Origin of the sequence: Gulosibacter sediminis, from assembly GCF_023370115.1 — a bacterium.
Classification (GTDB): Bacteria; Actinomycetota; Actinomycetes; order Actinomycetales; family Microbacteriaceae; genus Gulosibacter; species Gulosibacter sediminis_A.
The window spans coordinates 1,697,629-1,719,184 of the sequence record NZ_CP097160.1; the positions used below are offsets into that span (position 1 = coordinate 1,697,629).

Sequence of the window (21,556 nt, forward strand, 5' to 3'; positions counted from 1 at the left end):
GTTGAGTCCTTGACCGCGTAATCCTGAGAGGGTTGCGCTGGAAGGATGGCAGTCATGCCGATCAAGTACACGGACGAGTTCAAGCGGGATGCTGTCGCGCTTGTGGAGTCCGGCATCGCGCAGAAGGTGGTGTGCAAGGATCTCGGGATCTCGAAGACCGCGCTGCAGACCTGGGTGCGTGATGCGAAGTTCCAGTCCCATGGGCTGACCCCGCCCGCTGATCCTGATGAGCGCCGCGAGATGGCGGCCGCGATCAAGCGGATTCGCGAGCTGGAGATGGAGAACGAGGTGCTCCGGCGAGCCGCGGCGTATCTGTCGCAGGTGCATATCACACCCCCAAAATGATCTACCCGCTCGTCCGCGAGATGGCCGCGGCCGGCGCCCCTGTCAGGGTGCCGGTCGCGGTGGCGTGCCGGGTGCTCGGATTCTCCGAGCAGGCGTACTACCAGTGGCTGCGTAACCCGGTCTCTGCTCGCGAGACGGAAGAGCAGCACCTCATCGGTATGCTACGCCGGCTGCACGCGGAAGACCCCGAGGGCGGGTATCGGGTGCTCGCCGACGACCTCGCCGACCTCGGCTACCAGCTTTCCGAACGCCGCGTGTGGCGGCTGTGCCGGGTCGCGGGGATCCGCTCGACGATCACAACCCGCAAACGCCGTTACAAGAAGGCTGGCCCGCCCGTGCACGACGATCTCGTGCAGCGCGACTTCACCGCCGAGGGCCCGAACCAGCTGTGGCTGACAGACATCACCGAGCACTGGACCGGTGAGGGCAAGCTGTACCTCTGCGCGATCAAGGACGTCCACTCCAACCGGATCGTCGGGTACGCGATCGACTCCAGGATGAAGGCGCGGCTCGCGGTGAAGGCGCTGGAGATGGCGGTCGCGCACCGAGGGAACCCGACCGACGTGATCGTCCACTCGGACCGAGGCAGTCAATTCCGATCCCGCCGCTTCGTCAAGGCGCTCAAGCGTCACGGCCTGCGCGGATCGATGGGCCGCGTCGGGGCGTGCGGGGACAATGCGGCGATGGAGAGCTTCTTCTCGCTGCTGCAGAAGAACGTTCTCGACCGGCACCCGTGGGGCACCCGACACGAGCTCCGCCTCGCGATCGTGAGATGGATCGAGGGCATCTATTTCAGAGGACTGGAGCGAGGTCCTTCACTCGATCCGGCTGCGGAGCACCGAGACGGTTCTCGGTGGAAGTGCTATCCGACGGTCAGGTAAGCCGCAGGGTGGTGATACACGTCGGATCATCCTCGTTCAGCGTCGTGATTGTCGCTGTCCCTGTTTGCCCTTCGTGCTCGATCGTCAAGGTTGCCTCGACCCCCCGGGGCACCCACAATCCGACGAAGCCGTTATCGAAGGTTTCACGCGTCTCGTTGACGAGCACTTTGCCGTCGGTGTTGGTGAGCTTGACCTGAACGTCCGCATTGCCAAGTTCACCGATACAGGTGGTCAGGCTGTGGAAGTAGCAGTCGTGCGTCTGCTCCCGGTAGGGCGCAACCGAGACGTATACCTCGTCCTCGGGCATCGGCAGTTGTGTCCCGCGTTCCTGGTCATCCGTGAGCACGAGAGCGTCAGGTTGCACGGATGCGAGCAGATTAGTTGGGCGATCGGCAACGGGCATCGTGTCTAGCCGCTCGATGACCTGCGCGGCGTCGAGTCCGGCCAGGTCGTGCGCCGATAGGAACTCGCTGTCTGAAACTGGGTTGCTGGACGATGGCGACGCTGACTCGGGGACGGAATCTGCACAACTGGTCAGCACGAGCCCAGAGAGAAGCACCGCGGCGGTCACGGTGATCAGGTTCCGTCGTCGCGGCTTGGTGGGATGGGTCATGGTGTGATCCTTCGAGACGTTAGGTCAGGGTCGGTGCCGGAACGCGAGTGTTCCGGCACCGACGCTGATGATGGGTTAGAGGGACGCCAGGAGGTCTTCCATCTCCTGGATTTCTGCGGTCTGGGCGTCGATGATCGTTTGTGCGAGTTCAACCGCATCCGGGTCGCTTCCCTCATCGACCTGGGTCTGTGCCATCTCGACAGCGCCTTCGTGATGGACGATCATCTGCTCCAAGAACAGCCGCGATGCCTCCGCCCCGCCGGCCGCTTCGAGGGCGGCCAGATCCTCCTCACTCATCATTCCGTCGCCGTGGTCCATCCCGTCCATCTCGTGTTCGTCGGGGCTGACACCCCAGTCATCGAGCCAGCCTTGGAGCTGTTCCATCTCGGGACCCTGGGCCGTCTTGATCGCCTCGGCCAGCGCCATCACCTCCGGGTCGACGTCGTCCTTGGCGAGGACGATGTCGCTCATCTCGATGGCCTGCTCGTGGTGGACGATCATCATTGATGCGAACGTCACGTCCGCGTCGTTGACGTCTGCTGCTTGCTCGGATGAGCCGTGGTCCATGCCTGGCATCGAGTCGTCCTCGGTCCCGGCGGAGCAGCCAGCCAGTATCAGGGCAGCGGACAGGGCGAGCGCAGCGGTCGCCGCAGTACGAATATTCATCAGTGTTCTCCGGTATCAAGAGTCGCTTCAATGGCACGCGCACCTTGATGGCATCGCGTGAGTGCTGGTGGGGGAACCCGTGCGCGCTGGAACGCGCCGGGTTCACCGGCCCATCACGTGCGACTGATGCAGAGAAAGTGCAAGGACGGTGCCCTGAGTAGCACCCGGTCGGTGAGTCGAACCGGGGGTTCTGCTCGTGGCTGGATGTGCATCCATCCGGGCAGGAGGCGAGGCGGCACCAGGACGAGCAGCACGAGCAACAGCGCAAGCACACACGCCATCGCCATCCCCATATGGTCACCCGCGCCGCAGTCCGCGCACGTACCCTCGTGATCTTTGGCCGTGTCACCGGAAACATGCTGGCCCACTGCTGCACCGTGATGGGTCTCCCCGGTATCAGGGGCGGAAACCGAGATGGCTACGGGCGCTTGGGCGGCCGGAGTGCCATGCAGGTTCAGCGTATGCATGGTCACCAGGCCGACAATGATCCCGACCGCGAGCAGACCGCCCAACAGGACGCGCCGGAGGATGCCCTTTGGGCCTCTCCCCGATCGCGTCACAGGCACGGACATCATAGGCGCAGTCTACCAGCGGCTCCTTTGAGCGATCGCGAGTCGCCCCAGAAGCCCAATGTCACGCGCACGAGCATCACTGGACGGCGGTGCAGAACTGGATCAGAGCCCGCAATTCAGCCCGATGCGGACACCCACGGGCGACGCGACAGGCCGTATCGTCGCTCCGTCGTGACGTGCCCGGAAGGTGTCCTCGCGATCCACCTCATTGATCAGCGGCGGACCGATGTCTGCTGATGCAGGTTCGGTATCCAGTCGTGGACGAGGCGGACGGTGTCGATCCCGGTGAGCGCAACAGGGGTATCGCCGAGGTGATGGACGGTGAGCAGCGGGTCGGCGGAGACGATCCGGGTGCTGGTGCCGAGCGCGGGGTGACCGGCGCCGGTGAGGGTATGTCCGTGGATGCGTACGGAGAACGGTGAGGCCGGCAGGTAGCGACCGGGGTCATCGGCCAAGCCGAGGTCGTGCAGCAGCGCCCTCGCGGCGTGGGCACCCTGGGCGGTGGAGTCGTCCCAGTGGTCGATCCGATAAGAGCTGTGACCGGGATAATGGTGCACGGCGACGCCGCCAGCGGCGTAGATGCGCTGGCGCGGGGCGTGTAAGGCGCGCAAATGACCGTCGACGGGAATGCTCTCTGGCCCGGTCCAGGGAGCGGGAGCGGCGGGCAGAGTGCCGTGGGCGAGGATCGCCAGGTCGCCTTTTACCCGGGTGCCGTCGTCGAGGACGACGGTGATGCGATTGGCGTGGGTGCGGATCACGCGCGGCGTGCGTCCCAGGTAGGCGGCGTGCTGTGGCTGGTGGAGGTCGAGCAGGCGCCGCGCGGCGTCCTCACCGATGGCGTTGGCGCCGGGCACGAGCGAGCGGGTGATCAAGGCGACGAGTCCACCGCCGAGCATCAGCACCCGTGCTGGACCCGTCGTTGCGAACAGATGACGCACACGGACGGCACCCTGGATCGAGTGCAGGGTTGTCAGTCGGCCCGCGCTGACGGCCTGGTCCCTTCCGACAATCGTCTCATCGAGGGCGCGCGGACGACTGCCCGTGGCGATGATGAGCGCGTCATAGGCTCTGGTATCGCCGGAGTCGAGGCGGACTTCCCGGGTTCGCGGGTCGATGCCGCGGACGGTATCGGCACACGTCTGGACGCCGGTCGCCGGCAGTGCGGTCTGGTCGGGTTCGAGCAGCCCGATGGCCACGCCCTTGTTGACCAGCATCCGGTTGTGCGGTCGCCCGCCGCTACGGGCAAAGAGTTCGACCTCGATGTCGACATCGGAGGTGTGGAGGGTCTTCGCGGCGGAGGTTCCCAACACTTGGGCCGGGCCTGCATCTGCCGCAGGCTTATACGTCGCGGAGGCGCGCGATGAGTTCGTCGGCGGCGTCCAGTTGTTTCGCGAGTTTCTCGCGACGCTCCTCTGCGTCGGTCACGAACGTATCCAGCGCTGCGCGCGCGGCGCTGTCTGACGGATCATCCGCCAGTGCGTCAGCAGCGGCGAGGACTTCGCCCATCTGGTCGAGGGAGAACCCGAGCGGCTTCATCCGGCGGATCAGGAGGAGCCGCTCGACGTCGGCGTCGGTGTAGAGGCGGAACCCGCCACTGGTGCGGTCGCTCGGCGAGACGAGCCCGATCTCGTCGTAGTGGCGGAGGGTGCGCAGCGACAGGCTGGTGCGCTCAGCGACCTCGCCGATATGGATCGTTCCTGCCATCGGGTACTCCTCTGCCTCGATTTGGCACCCAACCCTCACGCAACGGTAGAGTTGGGTTTGGCGGGCTCCGACCTCGACCGCCGTCGCCCTATTTTCCCGCACCTCTCTGGGAGGCAGAATGAGCGCGCCCGCACGCGACAAGGAACGCTACTGGCCTCGGCCGACCGTGATGGATGTGTTCCGTTCGCCGAAGCTGTTGACGAAGGAAGTCCTCGCGGGTATGGTGGTCGGCCTCGCGCTCATCCCGGAGGCCATCGCGTTCGCGATCGCCGCAGGCGTGCCGGCCGAGGTGGGCTTGTTCTCCTCGATCGTGATGGCAATCTCGATCGCGTTCCTCGGTGGGCGGCCCGCGATGATTACCGCGGCGACCGCAGCGATCGCGCTCGTCATCCGGCCGGTCGCCGACGAGTACGGCCTCGACTACCTCATCGCGACCGTGATCCTCGGCGGCATCTTCCAGATCGTTCTCGGCCTGCTCGGTGTCGGCAAGCTCATGCGGTTCATCCCGCGCAGCGTGATGGTCGGGTTCGTCAACGCCCTCGCGATCCTCATCGCTGTCGCCCAATTGGAGCATTTCACCGGCGCGGCCTGGCTGATGTACCCGATGATCATCGTCAGCATCCTGATCCTATGGCTCTTCCCGAAGCTCACGAAGGCTGTGCCCGCGCCTCTGGTGGTCGTGATCGTGATGACCCTCGCGGTGTGGCTGCTGAACCTCGATGTGAAGACCGTCGGCGGTCTCGGCGAACTGCCCGGCGGCCCGCCGATGCCGTTCTTCCCCGATGTACCGCTCACCTTCGAGACACTGCAAATCATTGCCCCGTATGCCCTCGGCATGGCCGCGGTGGGGCTCATGGAGTCACTGATGACCGCGAAGCTCGTGGACGACATCACCGACACGCACTCGAACAAGACCCGCGAGGCGATGGGGCAAGGCGGCGCGAACATCCTCTCTGGCCTCTTCGGTGGCATGGGTGGCTGCGCGATGATCGGGCAGACCATGATCAACGTGCGCGCCTCCGGCGCCCGCACCCGCGTCTCCACGTTCGCCGCCGGCGTGTTCCTCCTGATCCTGGTGTGGTTCCTCGGCCCGATAATGAACCTGATCCCCATCGGGGCGCTGGTGGCGATCATGTTCATGGTCGCGTTCCTCACCTTCGACTGGCACTCCATCGCACCCTCCACGCTGAAGCGGATGCCCAAGAGCGAGACGATCGTGATGCTCGTCACCGTCATCCCGGTGCTCATCACCCACAACCTCTCCGTCGGGGTCATCATCGGCGTGTTCGTCGCCGCGATCCTGTTCGTGCGCCGCGTCGCCCACTTCACCACCGTCACCCGCACCTTCAGCGCTAACGAAGACACGGCGCACTATGAGGTCGATGGCGAGCTGTTCTTCGCGTCCTCGAACGACCTGACCACCCAGTTCGAGTACGCCGACGACCCGAAGCGTGTCGTGATCGACATGTCGAAGTCGCACGTGTGGGACGCCTCGACCGTCGCAGCGCTCGATGGAATCGAGCAGAAGTACCGCGAACACGACATCGAGGTCGAGATCATCGGCTTGAATGAGGCGAGCGGAACCTTCCACGCACGATTGAGCGGGAACCTGCCCTCACACTGACCCGACTGCGTGCTCGGCTCATGCAAGGCTCATCGGCCGTCCGCCGCGCTGGACGGGAGGGCCAGCGACTACTCCTGCCCTCCCGTTCAGAGTTACGACATCGCGGCGCTGAGCTCGCTGGCGACGCGCAGGACGCGTTCGGCGATCTGATCCCGGATCGCCCGCGTGCGGTCGCCGCCGCCGACGTCGGATGCAGCCTGGTCTTCGAAGGTCCAGGTCTCGATCGTTCCGGCCATGCCGTCGACCGGGGCGACCTTCGCCTCGTCGCCGAGCACGATGACCCGATCCACGCTGCGGAGGATCTCGGGATCGATGGGCTTCGGATACTCGCCCTCCATCGACGCACCGACCTCGACGATCGCTTCCTCGGCGAGGGCACTAAGCGTATCGCCCGGCGCAGTACCGGCCGAATAGACGGTGATGGCGTCGCCGGCGTGCTGCCGCATGAGCGCGGCGGCCATCTGCGATTTGTCGCCGTTCTTCTTGCAGACGAACAGCACCGACGCGCTCATGCGCTGGCCGCCTCGGTGCTCGCGGGCTCGAGGGAGGCGATGAGTTCCTGGATGCGGCGTTTGATGTCGTCGCGGATCGGACGGACAGCGTCGATGCCCTGGCCCGCGGGGTCATCGAGCTTCCAATCCTCGTAGCGCTTGCCGGGGAAGAACGGGCAGGCGTCGCCGCAGCCCATCGTGATGACGACATCGGAGTCCTGCACGGCGTCGGTGGTGAGGATCTTCGGGGCCTCGCCGCGGATGTCGATGCCCTCTTCGAGCATCGCCTCGACGGCGACGGGATTGATTTGGTCCGCGGGGATCGAGCCTGCCGAACGGACCTCGATGCGGTCGCCCGTGAGGTGGCGGAGGTAGCCTGCGGCCATCTGGGAACGGCCGGCGTTGTGGACGCAGACGAACAGGACGGTGGGAGTAGACATGAGGGTTCTCGTTTCCGATTGGGTCGGTCAGGTGAGGGTGGTGGCGAGGATGCCGCCTGCGGCTCCGATGATCACGACGATCCAGGGCGGGAGCTTCCACGCGACGAGCAGCACGAAGCAGACCAGCGCGAGTGCGAAGGCGGGCGGGGTGAGGATCGCGGTGGTGAACACGGGTGTGTAGAGGGCGGCGGCGAGGATGCCGACGACGGCCGCGTTCGCGCCCCGCATGATGGCCTGCACCCGCTCGTGGTGCTGCAGGCGGTTCCAGAACGGCAGCACGCCGATGAGGAGGAGGAAGCCGGGCAGGAAGATCCCGGCCAGCGCGATGCCCGCCCCCGCCGCCCCGCCCGGGCCGACGTCAGCGGCGCCGCCGAGGAAAGCGGCGAGGGTGAACAGCGGGCCGGGCACGGCCTGGGCTGCACCGTATCCGGCGAGGAAGTCCGCGTTCGTGACCCAGCCGGGATCGACGACGCCGGATTGCAGGAGCGGGAGCACGACGTGCCCGCCGCCGAATACGAGCGCTCCGGCCCGCGCGAACGCATCGAACAGGGCGATGCTGTCGTTGCCGGTGACGGCGGCGAGGATCGGCATCCCGGCCAGGATTGCGACGAACAGGGTGAGCGCGGCGATCCCCGCGGCCCGGGTCACCGGGAACCGCACCGCTGTCGCCGTGTTCGCGGCGGGTGCGCGGCAGACGAAGTATCCGGCGATCCCGCCGAGGACGATCGCCATGATTTGGCCGAGCGATCCGGCCAGCAGCAGCACGGCGAGGGCTGCGACGGCTGCGATCGCGGCGCGCTGCCGGTCCGGGGTGAGTGTCTTCGCCATGCCGAGGACGGCCTGCGCGACGATCGCGACCGCCACGATCTTCAGCCCGGCGAGGATGCCTTCCCCGATGGTGCCGGTGAACAGGGCGGCGCCGGAGGCGAAGGCGAGCATGAGGGCCGCGGACGGGAGCGTGAAGGCGATGAATGCGGCCAGCGCGCCCCGGTATCCGGCGCGGTGCAGGCCGATGCCGAACCCGACCTGGCTCGAGGCCGGGCCGGGAAGGAACTGGCACAGCGCGACCAGGTCGGCGTAGGCGCGGTCGTCCATCCAGCGTCGGCGTTCCACGATCTCGGTGCGGAAGTAGCCCAGGTGCGCGATCGGCCCGCCGAACGAGGTCACCCCGAGGCGCAGGAATACCCGGAACACTTCCCACGCCGACCCGCGCACCGGCGTACGTCGCGTCTCGCTTGTCATGCGACGTCACCGTCGACGGGAACGCACAGCTCGGCGAGCAGGCCACGGACGCGGGCCTCGATGTCAGCGGCGATCGCCGCAACGCCGTCTTCGGAGGCGAGGGCGGGGTCACCGACAGCCCAATCTTCGTAGCGGACGCCGGGGATGATCGGGCACACGTCCCCGCAGCCCATCGTGACCACGACGTCCGCGGCGCGGACGGCGTCGTCGGTGAGCGGCTTCGGGAACGCGGCCGCGGCGTCCTGCTCGCCTTCGATGTCGGCGAGGATCGAGCGCACGTGCGGGTGCACCTCGGCCGCTGGCGTCGACCCGGCCGACCGGGCAACAACCGCACCGCCGGAGAGCTGATTGACGAGGGCGGCGGCGAGCTGAGAACGGCCCGCGTTTGCGACGCATACGAACAGCACCTGCGGCATCCCCGTTTCGCGATCCTGTGTGAGGTCGGCGAGACGCTGACGGGCGAAACGTTCGGTGAGCGGGATCATATGCTGGGTGAGCTTCGCCGAGCGGACGAGACCCGCGAACGACTCGCGCACGATCGTGACGACGAGGTTGCGGTTCAGGTGCGTCATCTCGTCGGCGAGCTCGGCGGCGAGGTGCTCGACCTTCGCGTCGAGGGCGGCCAGTGCCGTCGCGCGGTCTTCCTGCTCGGCCTGCGCGTCGGCGATCGCGGCGGGCGCGAACGCGTCCAGCAGCGCGGTCACGGCCTGCTTCCGCGCCGGCAGGATGCTGTAGTACACCCAGGTGCCGCGTCGCTCGGAGGCCAGCAGCCCGGTGTCCTTGAGCTTCTTCAAGTGATGCGAGACGGTGGGCTGGGAGACGTCGGCGAGCTCGGCGAGGTCGCACACGCAGGCCTCGCCGCGCGGGTCCGTCGCGATCGCCGACAGCATCCGCAGCCGGAACGGATCGGCCAGCGCCTTGAGCGTTGAAGCGACAGCATCGGCGGCGTCTTCGCCGATGACGTGCGTCGGGGTCGGTGTGCAGAGCTCGGTGGTGGTCATGATGCCCTCGATTTGGCGACGGCGGGAACCGCGTACGGGTCGGTGTGGAACCACGTGCGGGCGGCCCAGAGCGAGACATAGACCAGACCCACGAGCACGGGCACCTCAATGAGCGGGCCGACGACGCCTGCGAGGGCCTGGCCGCTGGTCGCGCCGAAGGTGCCGATCGCGACGGCGATGGCGAGCTCGAAGTTGTTGCCTGCCGCCGTGAACGCGAGGGTCGTCGAGCGGGCGTAGTTGAGGCCGATGCCCTTCCCGAGCAGGAGGCCTGCGAACCACATGATCGCGAAGTACGCCAACAGCGGCAGCGCGATCCGGGCGACGTCCCACGGCTGCGACGTGATCGCCTCACCCTGCAGCGCGAATAGCAGCACGATCGTGAACAGGAGGCCGTAGAGCGCGAACGGGCCGATAAAGGGGATGAACTTCGCCTCGTACCAGTCGCGGCCCTTCGCCTTCTCACCGAAGAAGCGAGTGAGGAACCCAGCCGCGAGCGGGACGCCAAGGAATACGAGCACGTTCATCGCGATCTGCCCGATCGAGACATCCAGGCCTTGGGAGTCGAGGCCGAGCCAGCCCGGCAGCACGGTGAGGTAGAACCAGCCGAGCAGCGAGAACGCGACGACCTGGAACACGGAGTTGATGAACACCAGCACCGCGGTCGCTTCACGGTCGCCGCAAGCGAGGTCGTTCCAGATCACCACCATCGCGATGCAACGCGCGAGCCCCACGATGATGAGACCGGTGCGGTACTCGGGCAGATCGGGCAGGAAGAGCCACGCGAGGGCGAACATCACGGCAGGCCCTGCGATCCAGTTCAGGATCAGCGATGAGACGAGGAGCTTTTTGTCTCCCGTGACAGCGGCGACCTTGTCGTAGCGGACCTTCGCCAGCACCGGATACATCATCACCAGCAGTCCGAGACCGATCGGCACCGAGATACCACCGACCTCCATATGCGCGAGCAGGTCGGACAACGCGGGGATGAAGCGGCCGAGGAGGAGGCCCGCGACCATGGCGAGCCCGATCCACAGCGGCAGCCACCGGTCAAGGGTGGACAGCTTCGCCGGCATCGCGCGGGTCTGGGTTGCGGTGCTCATACGATCAGTTCGTCAATCTTGCCCGCGATGATCGGCTTCGGGTGTGCGCCGATGAGCACGTCGACGCGCTCACCGCCCCGGTAGAACCCGAGAGTCGGGATCGACGTGACATCAGCAGCCATCGCGGTCTGCGGGTTGGCGTCCGCGTCGAGCTTCACGATCTTCACGCGGCCGTCGTACTCGCCGGCGAGATCGTCGAGGATCGGTGCGATCGCCTTGCACGGCCCGCACCAGGTCGCCCAGATGTCGACCACGACGGGGATATCGGACTGCAGCACCTCGGCCTCGAACGTGGCGTCGGTGACGGTGATGGTCGCGCTCATGCGGACACCTCCAGAAGTTCGGTCTCGGTCTCGTCGGCAGGCAGGCCGGCGAGGAAATGCTGCGCGTCAAGGGCCGCGGCACAGCCCGTGCCCGATGCCGTGATCGCCTGCCGGTAACGGCGGTCGACGAGATCACCCGCGGCGAACACGCCAGGCAGGTTCGTCGCGGTCGACGGATGGTCGACGAGCACGTAGCCGTCGTCGTCGAGATCGACCTGCCCGGTCAGCAGCTCCGAGCGCGGGTCGTGCCCGATCGCAACGAACACGCCAGAGATCGGAAGGGCACGCTCGTCACCGGTGACGGTGTCGCGCAGGCGGAGCGCTTCGACGGCGTTCTCACCGACGAGCTCGGCGACTTCACTGTTCCAGGCGACCTCGATCTTCGGATCGGTCAGCACCCGCTCGGCCATGATCTTCGACGCCCGGAAGTCATCACGCCGGTGCACGATCGTGACCTTCGACGCGAAGCGCGTGAGGAACAGTGCCTCTTCCATCGCGGAGTCCCCGCCGCCGACGACGGCGATCTCCTTCTCGCGGAAGAAGAAGCCGTCGCAGGTCGCGCACCATGACAGGCCGTGACCGGAGAGCCGAGCTTCCTCGGCGAGGCCGAGCTTGCGGTAAGCGGAACCGGTGGTGAGGATCACGCTACGCGCCTCGAACGTTTCGCCCGAGCCGGTCTCGATCGTCTTGACCTCGCCTGCGAGGTCGAGCCGGGTCGCGTCGTCGTAGACGATACGCGCCCCGAAGCGCTCGGCCTGCGCACGCATCGCGTCCATCAGGTCCGGGCCCTGCACCCCGTCGGTGAAGCCCGGGAAGTTCTCGACCTCGGTGGTCGTCATGAGCGAACCGCCGGCGGTCACCGAGCCAGCGACCACGACGGGAGAAAGCCCCGCCCTGGCCGCGTAGACCGCGGCCGTATACCCCGCCGGACCAGACCCGACGATCACCATCTGTTGCATCGACATGTCTCTATATTGACATTCATCGAACCAAGCGGCAAGTCGGGTAGGTGCGTTCGGGAGGTTGTTCGCCGAGTGTTCACCCGGCGGAGTCGCCGCCGTCATCTACAGGACGGTCGACTCGGGCGGGATGCGCATAGCGGAGGGCGGTGTCGATGCCGATGCCGAACAGGTCGCAGATGCGTCGCACATCGCCGCCGGTGTGTTCGACCTCGTAGAGGATGCGGTCAGTGCGCAGCGCCTGCGCGGTGACTCCGGCCTTCTTCCAGGGGAAGTTCCGGCCCGGCGGCGACAGGCGCGGCGCGGTCTGGATCGTGACGAGCAGGTACGGGTTCTTCGTCTCGGGCCAACGCGTGGCGCGATGGTCGAGCCAGGCGGCCAGGCGCACCCGCACGGGTTCGGCGAGCGGGATCGTACGGCCGTCGGGCATGCGGAGTCTGCCGTCGATGATATCGGTGAGCTGGACGTGCTGCACCTGTTGCGTGGTGAGGGCGTGGAAAGCGACGAGGGCGACGGCCAGAGCGATTGCGGGGTCAGGGCTGGTGAGCGCGTCACGGATCGCGGACTTCTCCATCGGGAGCGGGATCGTGCGTTTGGGGCCGCGCAGCGGAATCGGTTTCGTCGGGTCGGCGAAGACGATCTTGCGGCCGCGCAGGATCGTGAACAGCGTGCGGAAGCCGAGCATCATCGTGTGCTGGCGGCTCGGATCATCCGGGAGCGCGTCGAGGATGTCTTCAGTGCTGATCCCGGTCAGGCTGGTGCGGCCTTCCTCGACCCAGCGGGTGATCGCGGGGAGGATGCCGTACATCTGCCCTTTCACGGTCATCGTGTCGCGGGGTTGACGGCGCGGCGTGGTCTTCGACCCGTCGGCCATGATGTCGCGCCAGAGTTCGAGCTGGGAGCGCATCGGCTCGGGCAGATGCCTGGTCTTACGGGCGAAGAGCTGCTCGAACGTCGGCACTCGGTCGTCGATGAGGAGGTCGGCGTCGCCCAGGACTTCGATCGTGGAGCGGATGTTGCCGTCATCGTCGTAGCGGCGCATCGCGAGAATGTCGGAAGCACGGAAGTGCAGATTCGCGCCGGGGAACACGAGCTGGAGAATCTCCAACGTGCGCCGCACCTGGTTCGTCTGCCGTTTGCTCCACGCATACTCGGCGGCGCGGGGCGTACAGGAAGTGATCGGTGCGGGAGGTGATGTCGCGCAGCCGGATCTCGTTCGAGCGCTGCCGCACCCGTTCCGGGTCGGGATCCAGATCGAACAGCACCGGCTGGGTGCTCTCGGCGACCGGCGGCGGCGCGGCGACGAGCCGGATCGCTTGGCGCAGGCTCATCGCCATCGGCCGGTGCTTCTCGGCAGGCCTGCGGGGATCGTTCATCACGGCGAAGAACAGTTGCGCCCCGAACTTTCGCGGTGCGTCGAGGTCGAGCGGTTCGCCGAGTACTTGCAGCATCCGGGCGGTCTCCAGGCAGAGGCGGCAGTAGCCCTGCTCACCGATGGTGACGTCGCGATGGCACGAGACGCATTCGCCTTGCGGGTAGTGCTTGAACCACCAGCGGCACTTCGGGCACCGCCAGTTGCGATTCCGGTAGACGCCCCAGGCCAGGCAATCACGGCAGGACCCCATGAAGCCGGGACTTCCCGGATGGCAATGCGCGCACAATCCTTGGCTGTATACTCGCTCGATCCGCATCTGCGGCATAGCGGCGGAGCGAAGGCGCCGCCGGGGATGCAGTCGTAGCAGTAGTCGACGCGAGGCTGGAGCCACGCGGCCGGTTTCACGCCGCACCCCTTGCAGGGCAGCGGCGGGCTCAGCGGCCCGTTCGGACCGCGTGCCGGACTCATAGCGGCGGGGCGGGCCGGTCATCCTTCGCGCCCAACCGTGGCGTCACTCGCGGTGTCGAACCGTTGGCCTCGCTGTGCTGCTCGGGCCTTCGCGTGCGCGCTGACCTTTTCCGGTTCGGGCACGAGGAGGTCTGACGGCTGGCAGTCCAGGACGTGGCAGATCACGTCGAGATCATCGAGGCGGATCGTCGTCGGAGTGCCCGTCCACAGCCCCGACATCTTGCCCTGGCTCACCTCCAACCCAGCGGCGGCGAGCATGCGCTGCAACTCCGCAGACTTCCAGATGCCGCGCTCAGCGGGCTGGACTCTCAGGTTCCACTTCATCAGTCACGCCATCCCTTCGAATCGTTCCTCAACGCTCTTGTTCGCGTGCGCCCACGCATCCTCGATGTGCTGGCTCGAGACGTGGATGTACTGCGTCGTCGTCGAGAGCCACTGATGCGGGACTGCTGCACGAGTAGGTGACATTTGATCTGGCTTGCCCGGAAGGGCGGCCTGGAAGGATGGCATCGTGCCCAAGCCCTACCCCACCGAGTTCCGTGACGACGTCGTGCGCGTCGCCCGAAACCGTGAGCCCGGAGTGACGATCGAGCAGATCGCGAACGACTTCGGGGTTCACCCGATGACGCTGCAGAAGTGGATGCGTCGCGCTGATATCGACGCAGGCGCCAAGCCCGGCCTGTCGCGGACCGAGTCGGTCGAGATCCGCGAGTTGAAGAAGCGGAACCGGCTGCTCGAGCAGGAGAACGAGGTCCTGCGGCGGGCGGCGGCGTATCTGTCGCAGGCGAACCTGCCGGGAAAAGGCTCTACCCGCTCGTGACAGAGCTCGCTGCCGACGGAGTTCCCGTCGCGGTGACGTGCCGGGTTCTCAAGCTCTCCCGCCAGCCCTACTACCGGTGGCTGGCGAATCCCATCACCAATAGTGAGGTGGTGGAGGCGTATCGGACGAACGCGCTGTTCGACGCGCACCGCGACGACCCGGAGTTCGGTCATCGTCTCCTCGCCGACGAGGCCCGCGACAACGGCGAGGCGATGTCGGATCGCACCGCGTGGCGGATCGCGTCGAGCAACGGCTGGTTCAGTGCGTTCGGGAAGCCCCGGCGGGGCAAGGGAGCCCGGCCCGGCCCGCCCGTCCATGACGACCTCTGCGCCGTCGTCGACGAGGATGGCCGGGTACGGCACGTGTTCACCGCCGAGGCGCCGAACGAACTCTGGTTGACGGACATTACGGAGCACCGGACCGCGGAGGGCAAGATCTACCTCTGCGCGGTCAAGGACGTGTTCAGTGCCCGGATCGTGGGGTACTCGATCGACTCGAGGATGAAGTCGCGGCTGGCGGTCCAGGCGCTCGAGAACGCTGTCGCGATGCGTGGCGACGTCGCCGGCTGCATCATGCATTCGGACAGGGGATCTCAATTCCGCAGCCGGAAGATGCTCCGAGCTCTTAGCCTCACCGGATGGTCGGGAGCATGGGAAGAGTCGGGTCGAGCGGAGACGACGCCGCCATGGAGAGCTTCTTCGCGCTGCTGCAGAAGAACGTCCTCGACCGCCGTTCCTGGACCACCCGCGAGCAACTGCGCATCGCGATGGTCACCTGGATCGAGCGGACCTACCACCGGCGACGCCGTCAGCACCGGCTGGGCCGTTTGACGCCCATCGAATTCGAGACCATCATGAACACGACCGCCGCACTGGCGGCCTGACTACAACCTGTCACCTACTCGTGCAGCAGTCCCCTTCGTGTCGCCGGTGGCTTGCACGAGCCGTGACTTTCCATCCCAGTCGCGATACCTCGCGCGGGCGGTCACGCGACCGTTCGACGCGGTCTGGAACCCGATCGTGCCGAACGTGCCGATGGTGAGGCGTGGGCGGCTCATCGCGTCACCTCCCGTCGAGCGGGAAGGTCTCGGCGCCGTCGCGTTGCTGCTCGATCCAGACACGTACATCGGAGACGGCGAACTTCAGGTGTTTGCCGAAGCGGTACGCGGGCGGGCCGAGGCCGCGGGTGCGCCAGTCGTAGATCGTCGAGACGGGGATGCCCAAATAGGTGGCCAACTCGCCGACATCGATCAGGGGCTCCAGGCCCCACGGGGTGGGTTGTGCTTCGGTGTCCATGTCGAACAGGTGCACGGCGCGCATCGCAGCTGACCGTACACAACCGGAGCGGTCGGGGCACTGCCGGGTGAATGATGCCCGAGTGCCCTTTCGGCGTGTCAAAAAGATGGGTTTGTGTTGACCGGATCAAATCTCACCTACGAAAAAATCGCGGGAACCCTTGAGTTTCCGCGATTTTTTGGTCGGGCTGACAGGATTTGAACCTGCGACCCCTTGAGTCGAAGAAGGGTTCTCCCTCCGTCACGCTTGATAGCCGTAGATCCCTTGCGGGAGTAGGCAAGTCGGGAGATCCCACAACCCGTCAGATCCCGTCAAAACCGGCAAAAGCCCGGAGCTTGCGGGTACATTTGCGGGTACATGGATTTTGGGCTTGAGCGCTCCACAAGGAGCTGGCACGTACTGGTAGCACCGATTGTTGCTGAGTCGCGTATTCATCAGATGTCGACTGCTGTTTCGCCTTGTGGCGGAGGCTGATGCATCCGGCGATTGATCAGCCTGTGCTGTATAGTTCAGTGCATGCTGACTATTGCTTCTCGACTCGACGTCATGAACCGGCTCGGCCGGGCCATGGCGGATCCGACGCGTTCCCGGATCCTGATGACCCTGCTCGAGGGACCGAGCTACCCGGCGGTGCTCTCGCGTGAGCTGGAGCTGACTCGCTCGAACGTGTCGAACCACCTCACCTGCCTGCGCGACTGCGGCATCGTGGTCGCTGAGCCGGAGGGTCGCCAGACTAGGTATGAGATCGCTGATCCGCACCTCGCGGCCGCTCTCATCGCGCTGGTGGATGTGACTCTGGCTGTCGACGAGCACGCTCCGTGCGTGGACTCGTCGTGCACCGTTCCGGGTTGCTGCGGAGCGGGAGCAGACGCGTGAGCGCGGCATGCGGCTGCGAGCACGAGCCGACGACCACGGCAGTCGATGAGAGCGAGGAGAAGGAGCGGCCCTGGTGGAGGGACCGCGGGATCATGGTGCCGGTCTTCTCCGGTGTCGCGTTCCTCGCTGGTCTGATCCTTGAGTGGTCCGGCATGGAGATCCCGGCACTGGTGCTGTTCTGGGTCGGCTTGCTGCTGGGCGCGTCGACGTTCACGCCGGGCGCGATCCGGAAGCTGTTCAAGGGCAAGCTGGGCATCGGGCTGCTGATGACGATCAGCGCGGTCGGCGCAGTCGTCCTCGGCTACGTCGAAGAGGCTGCGGCGCTGGCGTTCCTCTACTCGATCGCAGAGGCGCTGGAGGACAAGGCGATGGACCGCGCCCGCGGCGGGCTGCGAGCGCTGCTGAAGCTGGTCCCCGACACCGCGACCGTGCGCCGCGACGGCGCTTCGGTGGAGATTGCGGCGAAGGACCTCGCGGTCGGGCAGGTCATGGTGGTTCGTCCCGGCGAGCGGATCGCGACCGACGGAGTCGTCCGTACGGGGCGCTCCAGCCTGGACACCTCGGCGATCACGGGCGAGTCGATCCCGGTCGAGGTCGAGCCCGGCGACGCCGTGTCGGCCGGCGCGATCAACAGCGCCGGTGCGCTGGAGGTCGAGACGACGGCGGCGGGCACCGACAACTCGCTCACGACCATCGTGGAGCTGGTGGAGCAGGCGCAGGCGGAGAAGGGCGAGCGAGCGCGCCTCGCGGACCGGATCGCGCGCCCGCTGGTCCCGGGCGTGCTGGTCCTCGCGGCCCTGGTCGCCCTGGTCGGCTCGCTGTTCGGGGACCCGGAGCTGTGGATCACCCGAGCCCTCGTTGTCCTCGTCGCCGCCTCCCCGTGCGCGCTGGCGATCTCGGTGCCGCTGACGGTGGTCGCGGCGATCGGCGCGGCGAGCAAGTTCGGCGTGATCATCAAGTCCGGCGCGGTGTTCGAGCGCTTCGGCACGGTCCGCCACGTCGCCGTCGACAAGACCGGCACCCTCACCCGCAACGAGCCCGCCGTCACCGCGGTCCTCGCCGCGGACGGCGTGACCGACGCCCAGGCGCTGGCCTGGGCGGCTGCGCTGGAGCAGCACAGCACGCACCCGCTGGCCGCGGCGATCACCGCCGCAGCCCCCGGAGCCCAGGCTGCGGAGGGCGTGACCGAGCAGGCCGGGCACGGCATCGAGGGCAAGATCGACGGGACTCGGATCACCGTCGGCAGCCCCCGCTGGCTCGACGCCGGGGTGCTCGGCGACCAGGTCGCGGGCCTGGAGGAGCAGGGCAGTACCGTTGTGATCGTGCACCGCGACGGGGCCCCTGTCGCCGCGATCGGCGTCCGCGACGAGCTGCGTCCCGAGGTCCCCGAAGTGGTGCGGACTCTCGCGGCGCAGGGCGTCGGGGTGACGATGCTCACCGGCGACAACGCCCGCACGGCACGGGCGCTGGCAGCGCAGGCCGGTATCAGCGACGTGCGCGCGGAACTGCGTCCCGAAGACAAAGCGACCGCGATCGGGGAGCTGTCAAAGGCGGGGTCGGTTGCAATGATCGGCGACGGCATCAACGACGCCCCCGCTCTGGCCGCCGCGGACATCGGCATCGCGATGGGCGCGACCGGCTCGGACGCGGCGATCGAGTCCGCCGACGTCGCGTTCACCGGCCACGACCTCCGCCTCATCCCGCGCGCGTTCGACCACGCCCGCCGCGGACGCCGCATCATCAACCAGAACATCGTCCTGTCGCTGCTGATCATCACCGCGCTGCTGCCGCTCGCGCTGTTCGGCGTCCTCGGACTCGCCGCTGTGGTGCTGGTCCACGAGATCGCCGAGGTCGTCGTGATCCTCAACGGACTCCGCGCCGCCCGCACGCGTACCCCACGGCTGGAGAGCTGATGCTTGCGACCATCGGCTCAGCGATCGGCTTGTTTGCTGCGACCAACATCGATGACATCGTCGTGCTGACCGTGCTGTTCCTGGCCTCCAGCCGAGGGAAGCCGCGACCGTGGCAGATCGTCGCAGGCCAGTACCTCGGGTTCATCACCCTCGTCGTGATCAGCGTGATCGCCGCGCACGGCCTGACCATCGTCCCCGACGAATGGGTGGGCTTCCTCGGCCTGATCCCGCTCGGCATCGGCATCTGGACCCTCGTGCGGGGCCTGCGACGCAACGGTGACGACGATGACGACGACGAGAAGATCACCGCGGTCGGGCTGTGGGGCGTCGCCGGGATCACGATCGCCAACGGGGCCGACAACATCTCCCTCTACACGCCGATCTTCCGCACCAGTTCGCCCGGCGACGTCGTCGTCATGATCGCGGTGTTCCTCGTCCTCGTCGCCGTCTGGTGCGCTGCTGGACGCCTGATCGGAACCCACAAGGCCGTCACCGAAACGCTTGAACGCGTCGAGCACTGGCTCGTACCCGTCGTGTTCATCGGCCTGGGCCTGTTCATCCTGATCGATTCCGGCGTCATCGTCCGCCTCGTCGAGGTCCTCGCATGACCCCGGACGCGGCTGCCGATGCTGAGCTGACGTCGGGAGAGCGGCAGCAGAGGGGGCGTTGGCGGCTCACGGCGGGGGCACTCGCGCTCGGCGGGCTCGTCCTCCTGATCGATCAGGGGACGAAGGCATGGGCGGAGGCCACGCTCACAGTAAGTGAGCGCCTCCCGCTGATCGGCGACCTGCTGGGCCTGCAACTCGCTTACAACCCCGGCGCGGCGTTCTCCTTCGGTGAGGGTTCCACCTGGGTGTTCGCGCTGGTGGCCGTCGCGGCCACCGTCACCGCGATCGTGTTCGCGTTCCGTGTCCGACACCCCGGGTGGGCGATCGTGATCGGCGCGCTTGGCGGGGCCGCCGCCTCCCACGCCGGCGACAGGCTTTTCCGTGCTCCAGGGTTCGCCCAGGGGCACGTCGTGGACTTCCTCGCCTACGGGAACTGGTTCATCGGGAACGTCGCCGACGTCGTGATCGTCACCGCCGCGATCGCCGGAGCGCTTCTGATGATCCGCGGCAACGAGAACTGAGAGGACCATCATGGAGATCATCCTGCAGTATTTCAACGGCTGCCCCAACTGGGAGGTGCTCGACCAGCGGCTCGCTGAAGTAGTCAACGACCGATCCGATGTCAGGGTCATACGTCAGCTGGTCGAGACCCCCGAGGACGCCGTGCGCCTCGGGTTCCACGGCTCCCCAACCGTGCTCGTCGACGGCATCGACCCGTTCGCCGACGAGCGTACCCACGTCGGGCTCGCCTGCCGGATGTTCCGCACGCCAGCTGGGATCGCCGGGTCGCCGACCGTCGAGCAGTTGCGCGAAGCGATTTCCGGCCCGGGCGCTGACGTGTGATGCTCGTTCAGGCGTGGTCGGAACGGAGTGCCGGATAGTCGGACCAGTCACCGCCGGCGAGACGCGACCATGCGGCGGCGGACGAGGTCGTGATGCCGAGGAGATCCGAGACGATCAGGGGATGCATTTGCCGGGTGAGCTCGATGAGCGCTGTGGTGCGTGCGCTTCCCGCGAGCAGGCCTTCGGCGCGAAGACGACGGCTCAGCGGGCCCGGGGTGAGGTGATTGCCTGGGTTCCGGCCGGGGAACAGCCATCCTTCAGGATGGTGCTTCGCGGGGTCGGCGAGATCGCTGATGGCGTCGCCAAGGATCTCGGGGAGCCCGATCGGCTCGGCCCCGACTGTCAGCGTGACGGGCCGCGAGCTCGTATCGATCTGTGTCCGGGTGATCGTGACGATGCGGGTCAGCTGGATGCCGTAGAGCAGTACGAGGAGCCCGGCTGCCCGGGTCTTCGGGTCCATGCCGGCATCCGACAGGAACTTGCGAGCCATCTGCCATCGGTGGTCGGAGGCGTAGCTTCGCCCTTCGAGGCGATGGGCTCGGAACTCGACTCGGAGGGTGCTCATCCGGTGCCGTCGTAGCCAGCGAGTGAATGGTGCCAGCGCGTCACGCTGGCTCGGTGAATCAGTCAGATATGCGTCGAGCCGGCGCTGCGGGTAGGTTGCCAGCGTCTCTTGCTGTGACCGAATCTCTCGAAGAAGCGCGGCGCAGTACTTCAGCGCGGCCCGTTGCCTTTGGAAGCCAGCGGCTGGACTCGATGTACTGCGGGGTACCGCTCGGAAAGCCCGGGTGGACCGGAGGAGCTCCCAGGTGCAGTACCGGCGCAGGACCAGCCGGTCCTCGGCATGTTCGATGCCCGCCAACCATCCATCGAGCCAGTGGTCGAAGCGCGTGCCTTCGACATCGATCTCCGGAAGCACTCCTGAGCGGACCAGAAGCGAGAGGAGGAACGCTACCGACTGTCGCGACCGGGCTCGGGTGATGATCGCCTCGGCGGTGAGTGGCAGGGTTCCGTCCGCGATCTCGCGGAGCACCATCGCGCACTTGCTCTTGTGCATCCAGCGTTCGAACGATGCGGCTTTGCTGTGGTGCGTGAGCAGATAGTCCGCAAGGGGGTGGAGGTCCGCGCGGATCTCTCCCGCGTCGTCGGCGAGCAACTGCTGGATCGCGACGGGCCGGCGGCACTCGACGCAGAGATGATGCTTGCGGATCTCCTCGATCGAGCCACACCCAGGGCAGGCCATCGTCACCGGAGCGCCCGCGCAGTCGGCGCAGACCTTCTGACCGTTCATGAAACCGGTCAAGAACACCCTGCGCCCGCACTCGGGACAGGGCTGCGGTCTACGCATCGCGTAATAGCAGCGTGCGCATACCCGTCGCCCGTCAAGGTGGGAGGCG

At 66.9% G+C, this 21,556-nt stretch carries 25 protein-coding genes and 2 pseudogenes; 8 read left to right on the forward strand and 19 right to left on the reverse strand.

The window, feature by feature from the left end; genetic code table 11:
- Positions 1-54: 54 nt before the first annotated feature.
- A pseudogene (locus M3M28_RS07830) lies at positions 55-1,142 on the forward strand (IS3 family transposase); the annotation flags it as partial.
- A gap of 76 nt (positions 1,143-1,218) precedes the next feature.
- On the opposite strand, the gene M3M28_RS07835 reads toward M3M28_RS07830, so the two are convergent.
- The 5 genes from M3M28_RS07835 to M3M28_RS07855 all read right to left on the reverse strand — a co-directional run bounded on the left by M3M28_RS07835 (position 1,219) and on the right by M3M28_RS07855 (position 4,781).
- The gene (locus M3M28_RS07835; RefSeq protein WP_249385940.1) at positions 1,219-1,839 is read right to left on the reverse strand and encodes a CueP family metal-binding protein; all 621 of its coding nucleotides are present in this window, start codon (positions 1,837-1,839) and stop codon (positions 1,219-1,221) included.
- Between the two features lie 75 nt (positions 1,840-1,914).
- On the reverse strand, positions 1,915-2,505 hold the full coding sequence (locus M3M28_RS07840; RefSeq protein WP_249385941.1) for a DUF305 domain-containing protein: 591 nt from the start codon (positions 2,503-2,505) through the stop codon (positions 1,915-1,917).
- A 113-nt stretch (positions 2,506-2,618) separates the two neighbouring features.
- Positions 2,619-3,080 (reverse strand): DUF6153 family protein, encoded by a 462-nt coding sequence (locus tag M3M28_RS07845; RefSeq protein ID WP_249385942.1) that lies wholly within the window; start codon positions 3,078-3,080, stop codon positions 2,619-2,621.
- Positions 3,081-3,289: 209 nt separating this feature from the next.
- Positions 3,290-4,387 (reverse strand): FAD-dependent oxidoreductase, encoded by a 1,098-nt coding sequence (locus M3M28_RS07850; RefSeq protein ID WP_249385943.1) that lies wholly within the window; start codon positions 4,385-4,387, stop codon positions 3,290-3,292.
- Between the two features lie 28 nt (positions 4,388-4,415).
- Positions 4,416-4,781 (reverse strand): helix-turn-helix domain-containing protein, encoded by a 366-nt coding sequence (locus M3M28_RS07855; RefSeq protein WP_054687050.1) that lies wholly within the window; start codon positions 4,779-4,781, stop codon positions 4,416-4,418.
- 118 nt (positions 4,782-4,899) lie between these two features.
- Between M3M28_RS07855 and M3M28_RS07860 the strand changes: the two genes are divergently transcribed.
- A complete protein-coding gene (locus tag M3M28_RS07860; RefSeq protein WP_249385944.1) occupies positions 4,900-6,405 on the forward strand; it encodes a SulP family inorganic anion transporter in 1,506 nt (501 codons plus the stop codon).
- Positions 6,406-6,497: 92 nt separating this feature from the next.
- Here M3M28_RS07860 and M3M28_RS07865 read toward each other — a convergent pair whose 3' ends face one another.
- The 11 genes from M3M28_RS07865 to M3M28_RS07915 form a co-directional block, all read right to left on the reverse strand.
- Entirely contained in the window at positions 6,498-6,917 is a 420-nt protein-coding gene (locus M3M28_RS07865; protein ID WP_249385945.1) for an arsenate-mycothiol transferase ArsC, read from the reverse strand.
- Entirely contained in the window at positions 6,914-7,336 is a 423-nt protein-coding gene (locus M3M28_RS07870) for an arsenate reductase ArsC (protein ID WP_249385946.1), read from the reverse strand. The genes M3M28_RS07865 and M3M28_RS07870 overlap by 4 nt, the downstream gene beginning before the upstream one ends.
- Positions 7,337-7,363: 27 nt before the next feature.
- A complete protein-coding gene (chrA, locus tag M3M28_RS07875) occupies positions 7,364-8,578 on the reverse strand; it encodes a chromate efflux transporter (protein ID WP_249385947.1) in 1,215 nt (404 codons plus the stop codon).
- Positions 8,575-9,579, reverse strand: coding sequence for a metalloregulator ArsR/SmtB family transcription factor (locus tag M3M28_RS07880; RefSeq protein WP_249385948.1), 1,005 nt, complete (start codon positions 9,577-9,579; stop codon positions 8,575-8,577). Before M3M28_RS07880 ends, chrA begins: the two co-directional genes overlap by 4 nt.
- The gene (gene arsB / locus M3M28_RS07885; protein ID WP_249385949.1) at positions 9,576-10,679 is read right to left on the reverse strand and encodes an ACR3 family arsenite efflux transporter; all 1,104 of its coding nucleotides are present in this window, start codon (positions 10,677-10,679) and stop codon (positions 9,576-9,578) included. Before arsB ends, M3M28_RS07880 begins: the two co-directional genes overlap by 4 nt.
- Positions 10,676-11,002, reverse strand: a complete 327-nt coding sequence (gene trxA / locus M3M28_RS07890) for a thioredoxin (protein WP_054683694.1) — start codon at positions 11,000-11,002, stop codon at positions 10,676-10,678. Before trxA ends, arsB begins: the two co-directional genes overlap by 4 nt.
- Positions 10,999-11,967, reverse strand: coding sequence for a thioredoxin-disulfide reductase (trxB, locus tag M3M28_RS07895; RefSeq protein ID WP_249385950.1), 969 nt, complete (start codon positions 11,965-11,967; stop codon positions 10,999-11,001). Before trxB ends, trxA begins: the two co-directional genes overlap by 4 nt.
- Positions 11,968-12,040: 73 nt before the next feature.
- On the reverse strand, positions 12,041-13,069 hold the full coding sequence (locus M3M28_RS07900) for a hypothetical protein (protein WP_249385951.1): 1,029 nt from the start codon (positions 13,067-13,069) through the stop codon (positions 12,041-12,043).
- Positions 12,984-13,661, reverse strand: coding sequence for a hypothetical protein (locus M3M28_RS07905; RefSeq protein WP_249385952.1), 678 nt, complete (start codon positions 13,659-13,661; stop codon positions 12,984-12,986). The genes M3M28_RS07900 and M3M28_RS07905 overlap by 86 nt, the downstream gene beginning before the upstream one ends.
- Positions 13,662-13,822: 161 nt before the next feature.
- The gene (locus M3M28_RS07910) at positions 13,823-14,128 is read right to left on the reverse strand and encodes a helix-turn-helix domain-containing protein (RefSeq protein WP_249385953.1); all 306 of its coding nucleotides are present in this window, start codon (positions 14,126-14,128) and stop codon (positions 13,823-13,825) included.
- Between the two features lie 3 nt (positions 14,129-14,131).
- Positions 14,132-14,272 carry a hypothetical protein gene (locus M3M28_RS07915; protein ID WP_249385954.1) on the reverse strand — a complete coding sequence of 47 codons (141 nt, stop codon included), beginning with the start codon at positions 14,270-14,272 and terminating at the stop codon, positions 14,132-14,134.
- Positions 14,273-14,315: 43 nt separating this feature from the next.
- On the opposite strand from M3M28_RS07915, the pseudogene M3M28_RS07920 reads away from it, so the two are divergent.
- Positions 14,316-15,507 (forward strand): annotated as a pseudogene (locus M3M28_RS07920) (IS3 family transposase).
- Here the strand turns inward: M3M28_RS07920 and M3M28_RS07925 are convergent.
- Positions 15,508-15,681: a hypothetical protein gene (locus M3M28_RS07925; protein ID WP_249385955.1), complete on the reverse strand. Its 174-nt coding sequence runs from the start codon at positions 15,679-15,681 to the stop codon at positions 15,508-15,510.
- A 4-nt stretch (positions 15,682-15,685) separates the two neighbouring features.
- Positions 15,686-15,943, reverse strand: a complete 258-nt coding sequence (locus M3M28_RS07930) for a helix-turn-helix domain-containing protein (protein WP_249385956.1) — start codon at positions 15,941-15,943, stop codon at positions 15,686-15,688.
- A 492-nt stretch (positions 15,944-16,435) separates the two neighbouring features.
- Here M3M28_RS07930 and cmtR point away from each other — a divergent pair, with 492 nt between their 5' ends.
- From cmtR to M3M28_RS07955, 5 genes are read left to right on the forward strand one after another with little or no spacing between them, the layout of a single operon-like run.
- Positions 16,436-16,795, forward strand: coding sequence for a Cd(II)/Pb(II)-sensing metalloregulatory transcriptional regulator CmtR (cmtR, locus tag M3M28_RS07935; protein ID WP_026936347.1), 360 nt, complete (start codon positions 16,436-16,438; stop codon positions 16,793-16,795).
- Positions 16,792-18,708 (forward strand): heavy metal translocating P-type ATPase, encoded by a 1,917-nt coding sequence (locus M3M28_RS07940; RefSeq protein WP_249385957.1) that lies wholly within the window; start codon positions 16,792-16,794, stop codon positions 18,706-18,708. Before cmtR ends, M3M28_RS07940 begins: the two co-directional genes overlap by 4 nt.
- Complete coding sequence (locus M3M28_RS07945; protein WP_125107299.1) at positions 18,708-19,316, forward strand: cadmium resistance transporter; 609 nt, start codon at positions 18,708-18,710, stop codon at positions 19,314-19,316. Before M3M28_RS07940 ends, M3M28_RS07945 begins: the two co-directional genes overlap by 1 nt.
- Complete coding sequence (locus M3M28_RS07950; protein WP_026936350.1) at positions 19,313-19,837, forward strand: signal peptidase II; 525 nt, start codon at positions 19,313-19,315, stop codon at positions 19,835-19,837. The genes M3M28_RS07945 and M3M28_RS07950 overlap by 4 nt, the downstream gene beginning before the upstream one ends.
- A 10-nt stretch (positions 19,838-19,847) precedes the next feature.
- Positions 19,848-20,159 (forward strand): thioredoxin domain-containing protein, encoded by a 312-nt coding sequence (locus M3M28_RS07955; protein WP_026936351.1) that lies wholly within the window; start codon positions 19,848-19,850, stop codon positions 20,157-20,159.
- 7 nt (positions 20,160-20,166) lie between these two features.
- Here the strand turns inward: M3M28_RS07955 and M3M28_RS07960 are convergent, their stop codons facing one another.
- Positions 20,167-21,450 (reverse strand): hypothetical protein, encoded by a 1,284-nt coding sequence (locus M3M28_RS07960; protein WP_249385958.1) that lies wholly within the window; start codon positions 21,448-21,450, stop codon positions 20,167-20,169.
- Between the last annotated feature and the right edge of the window lie 106 nt (positions 21,451-21,556).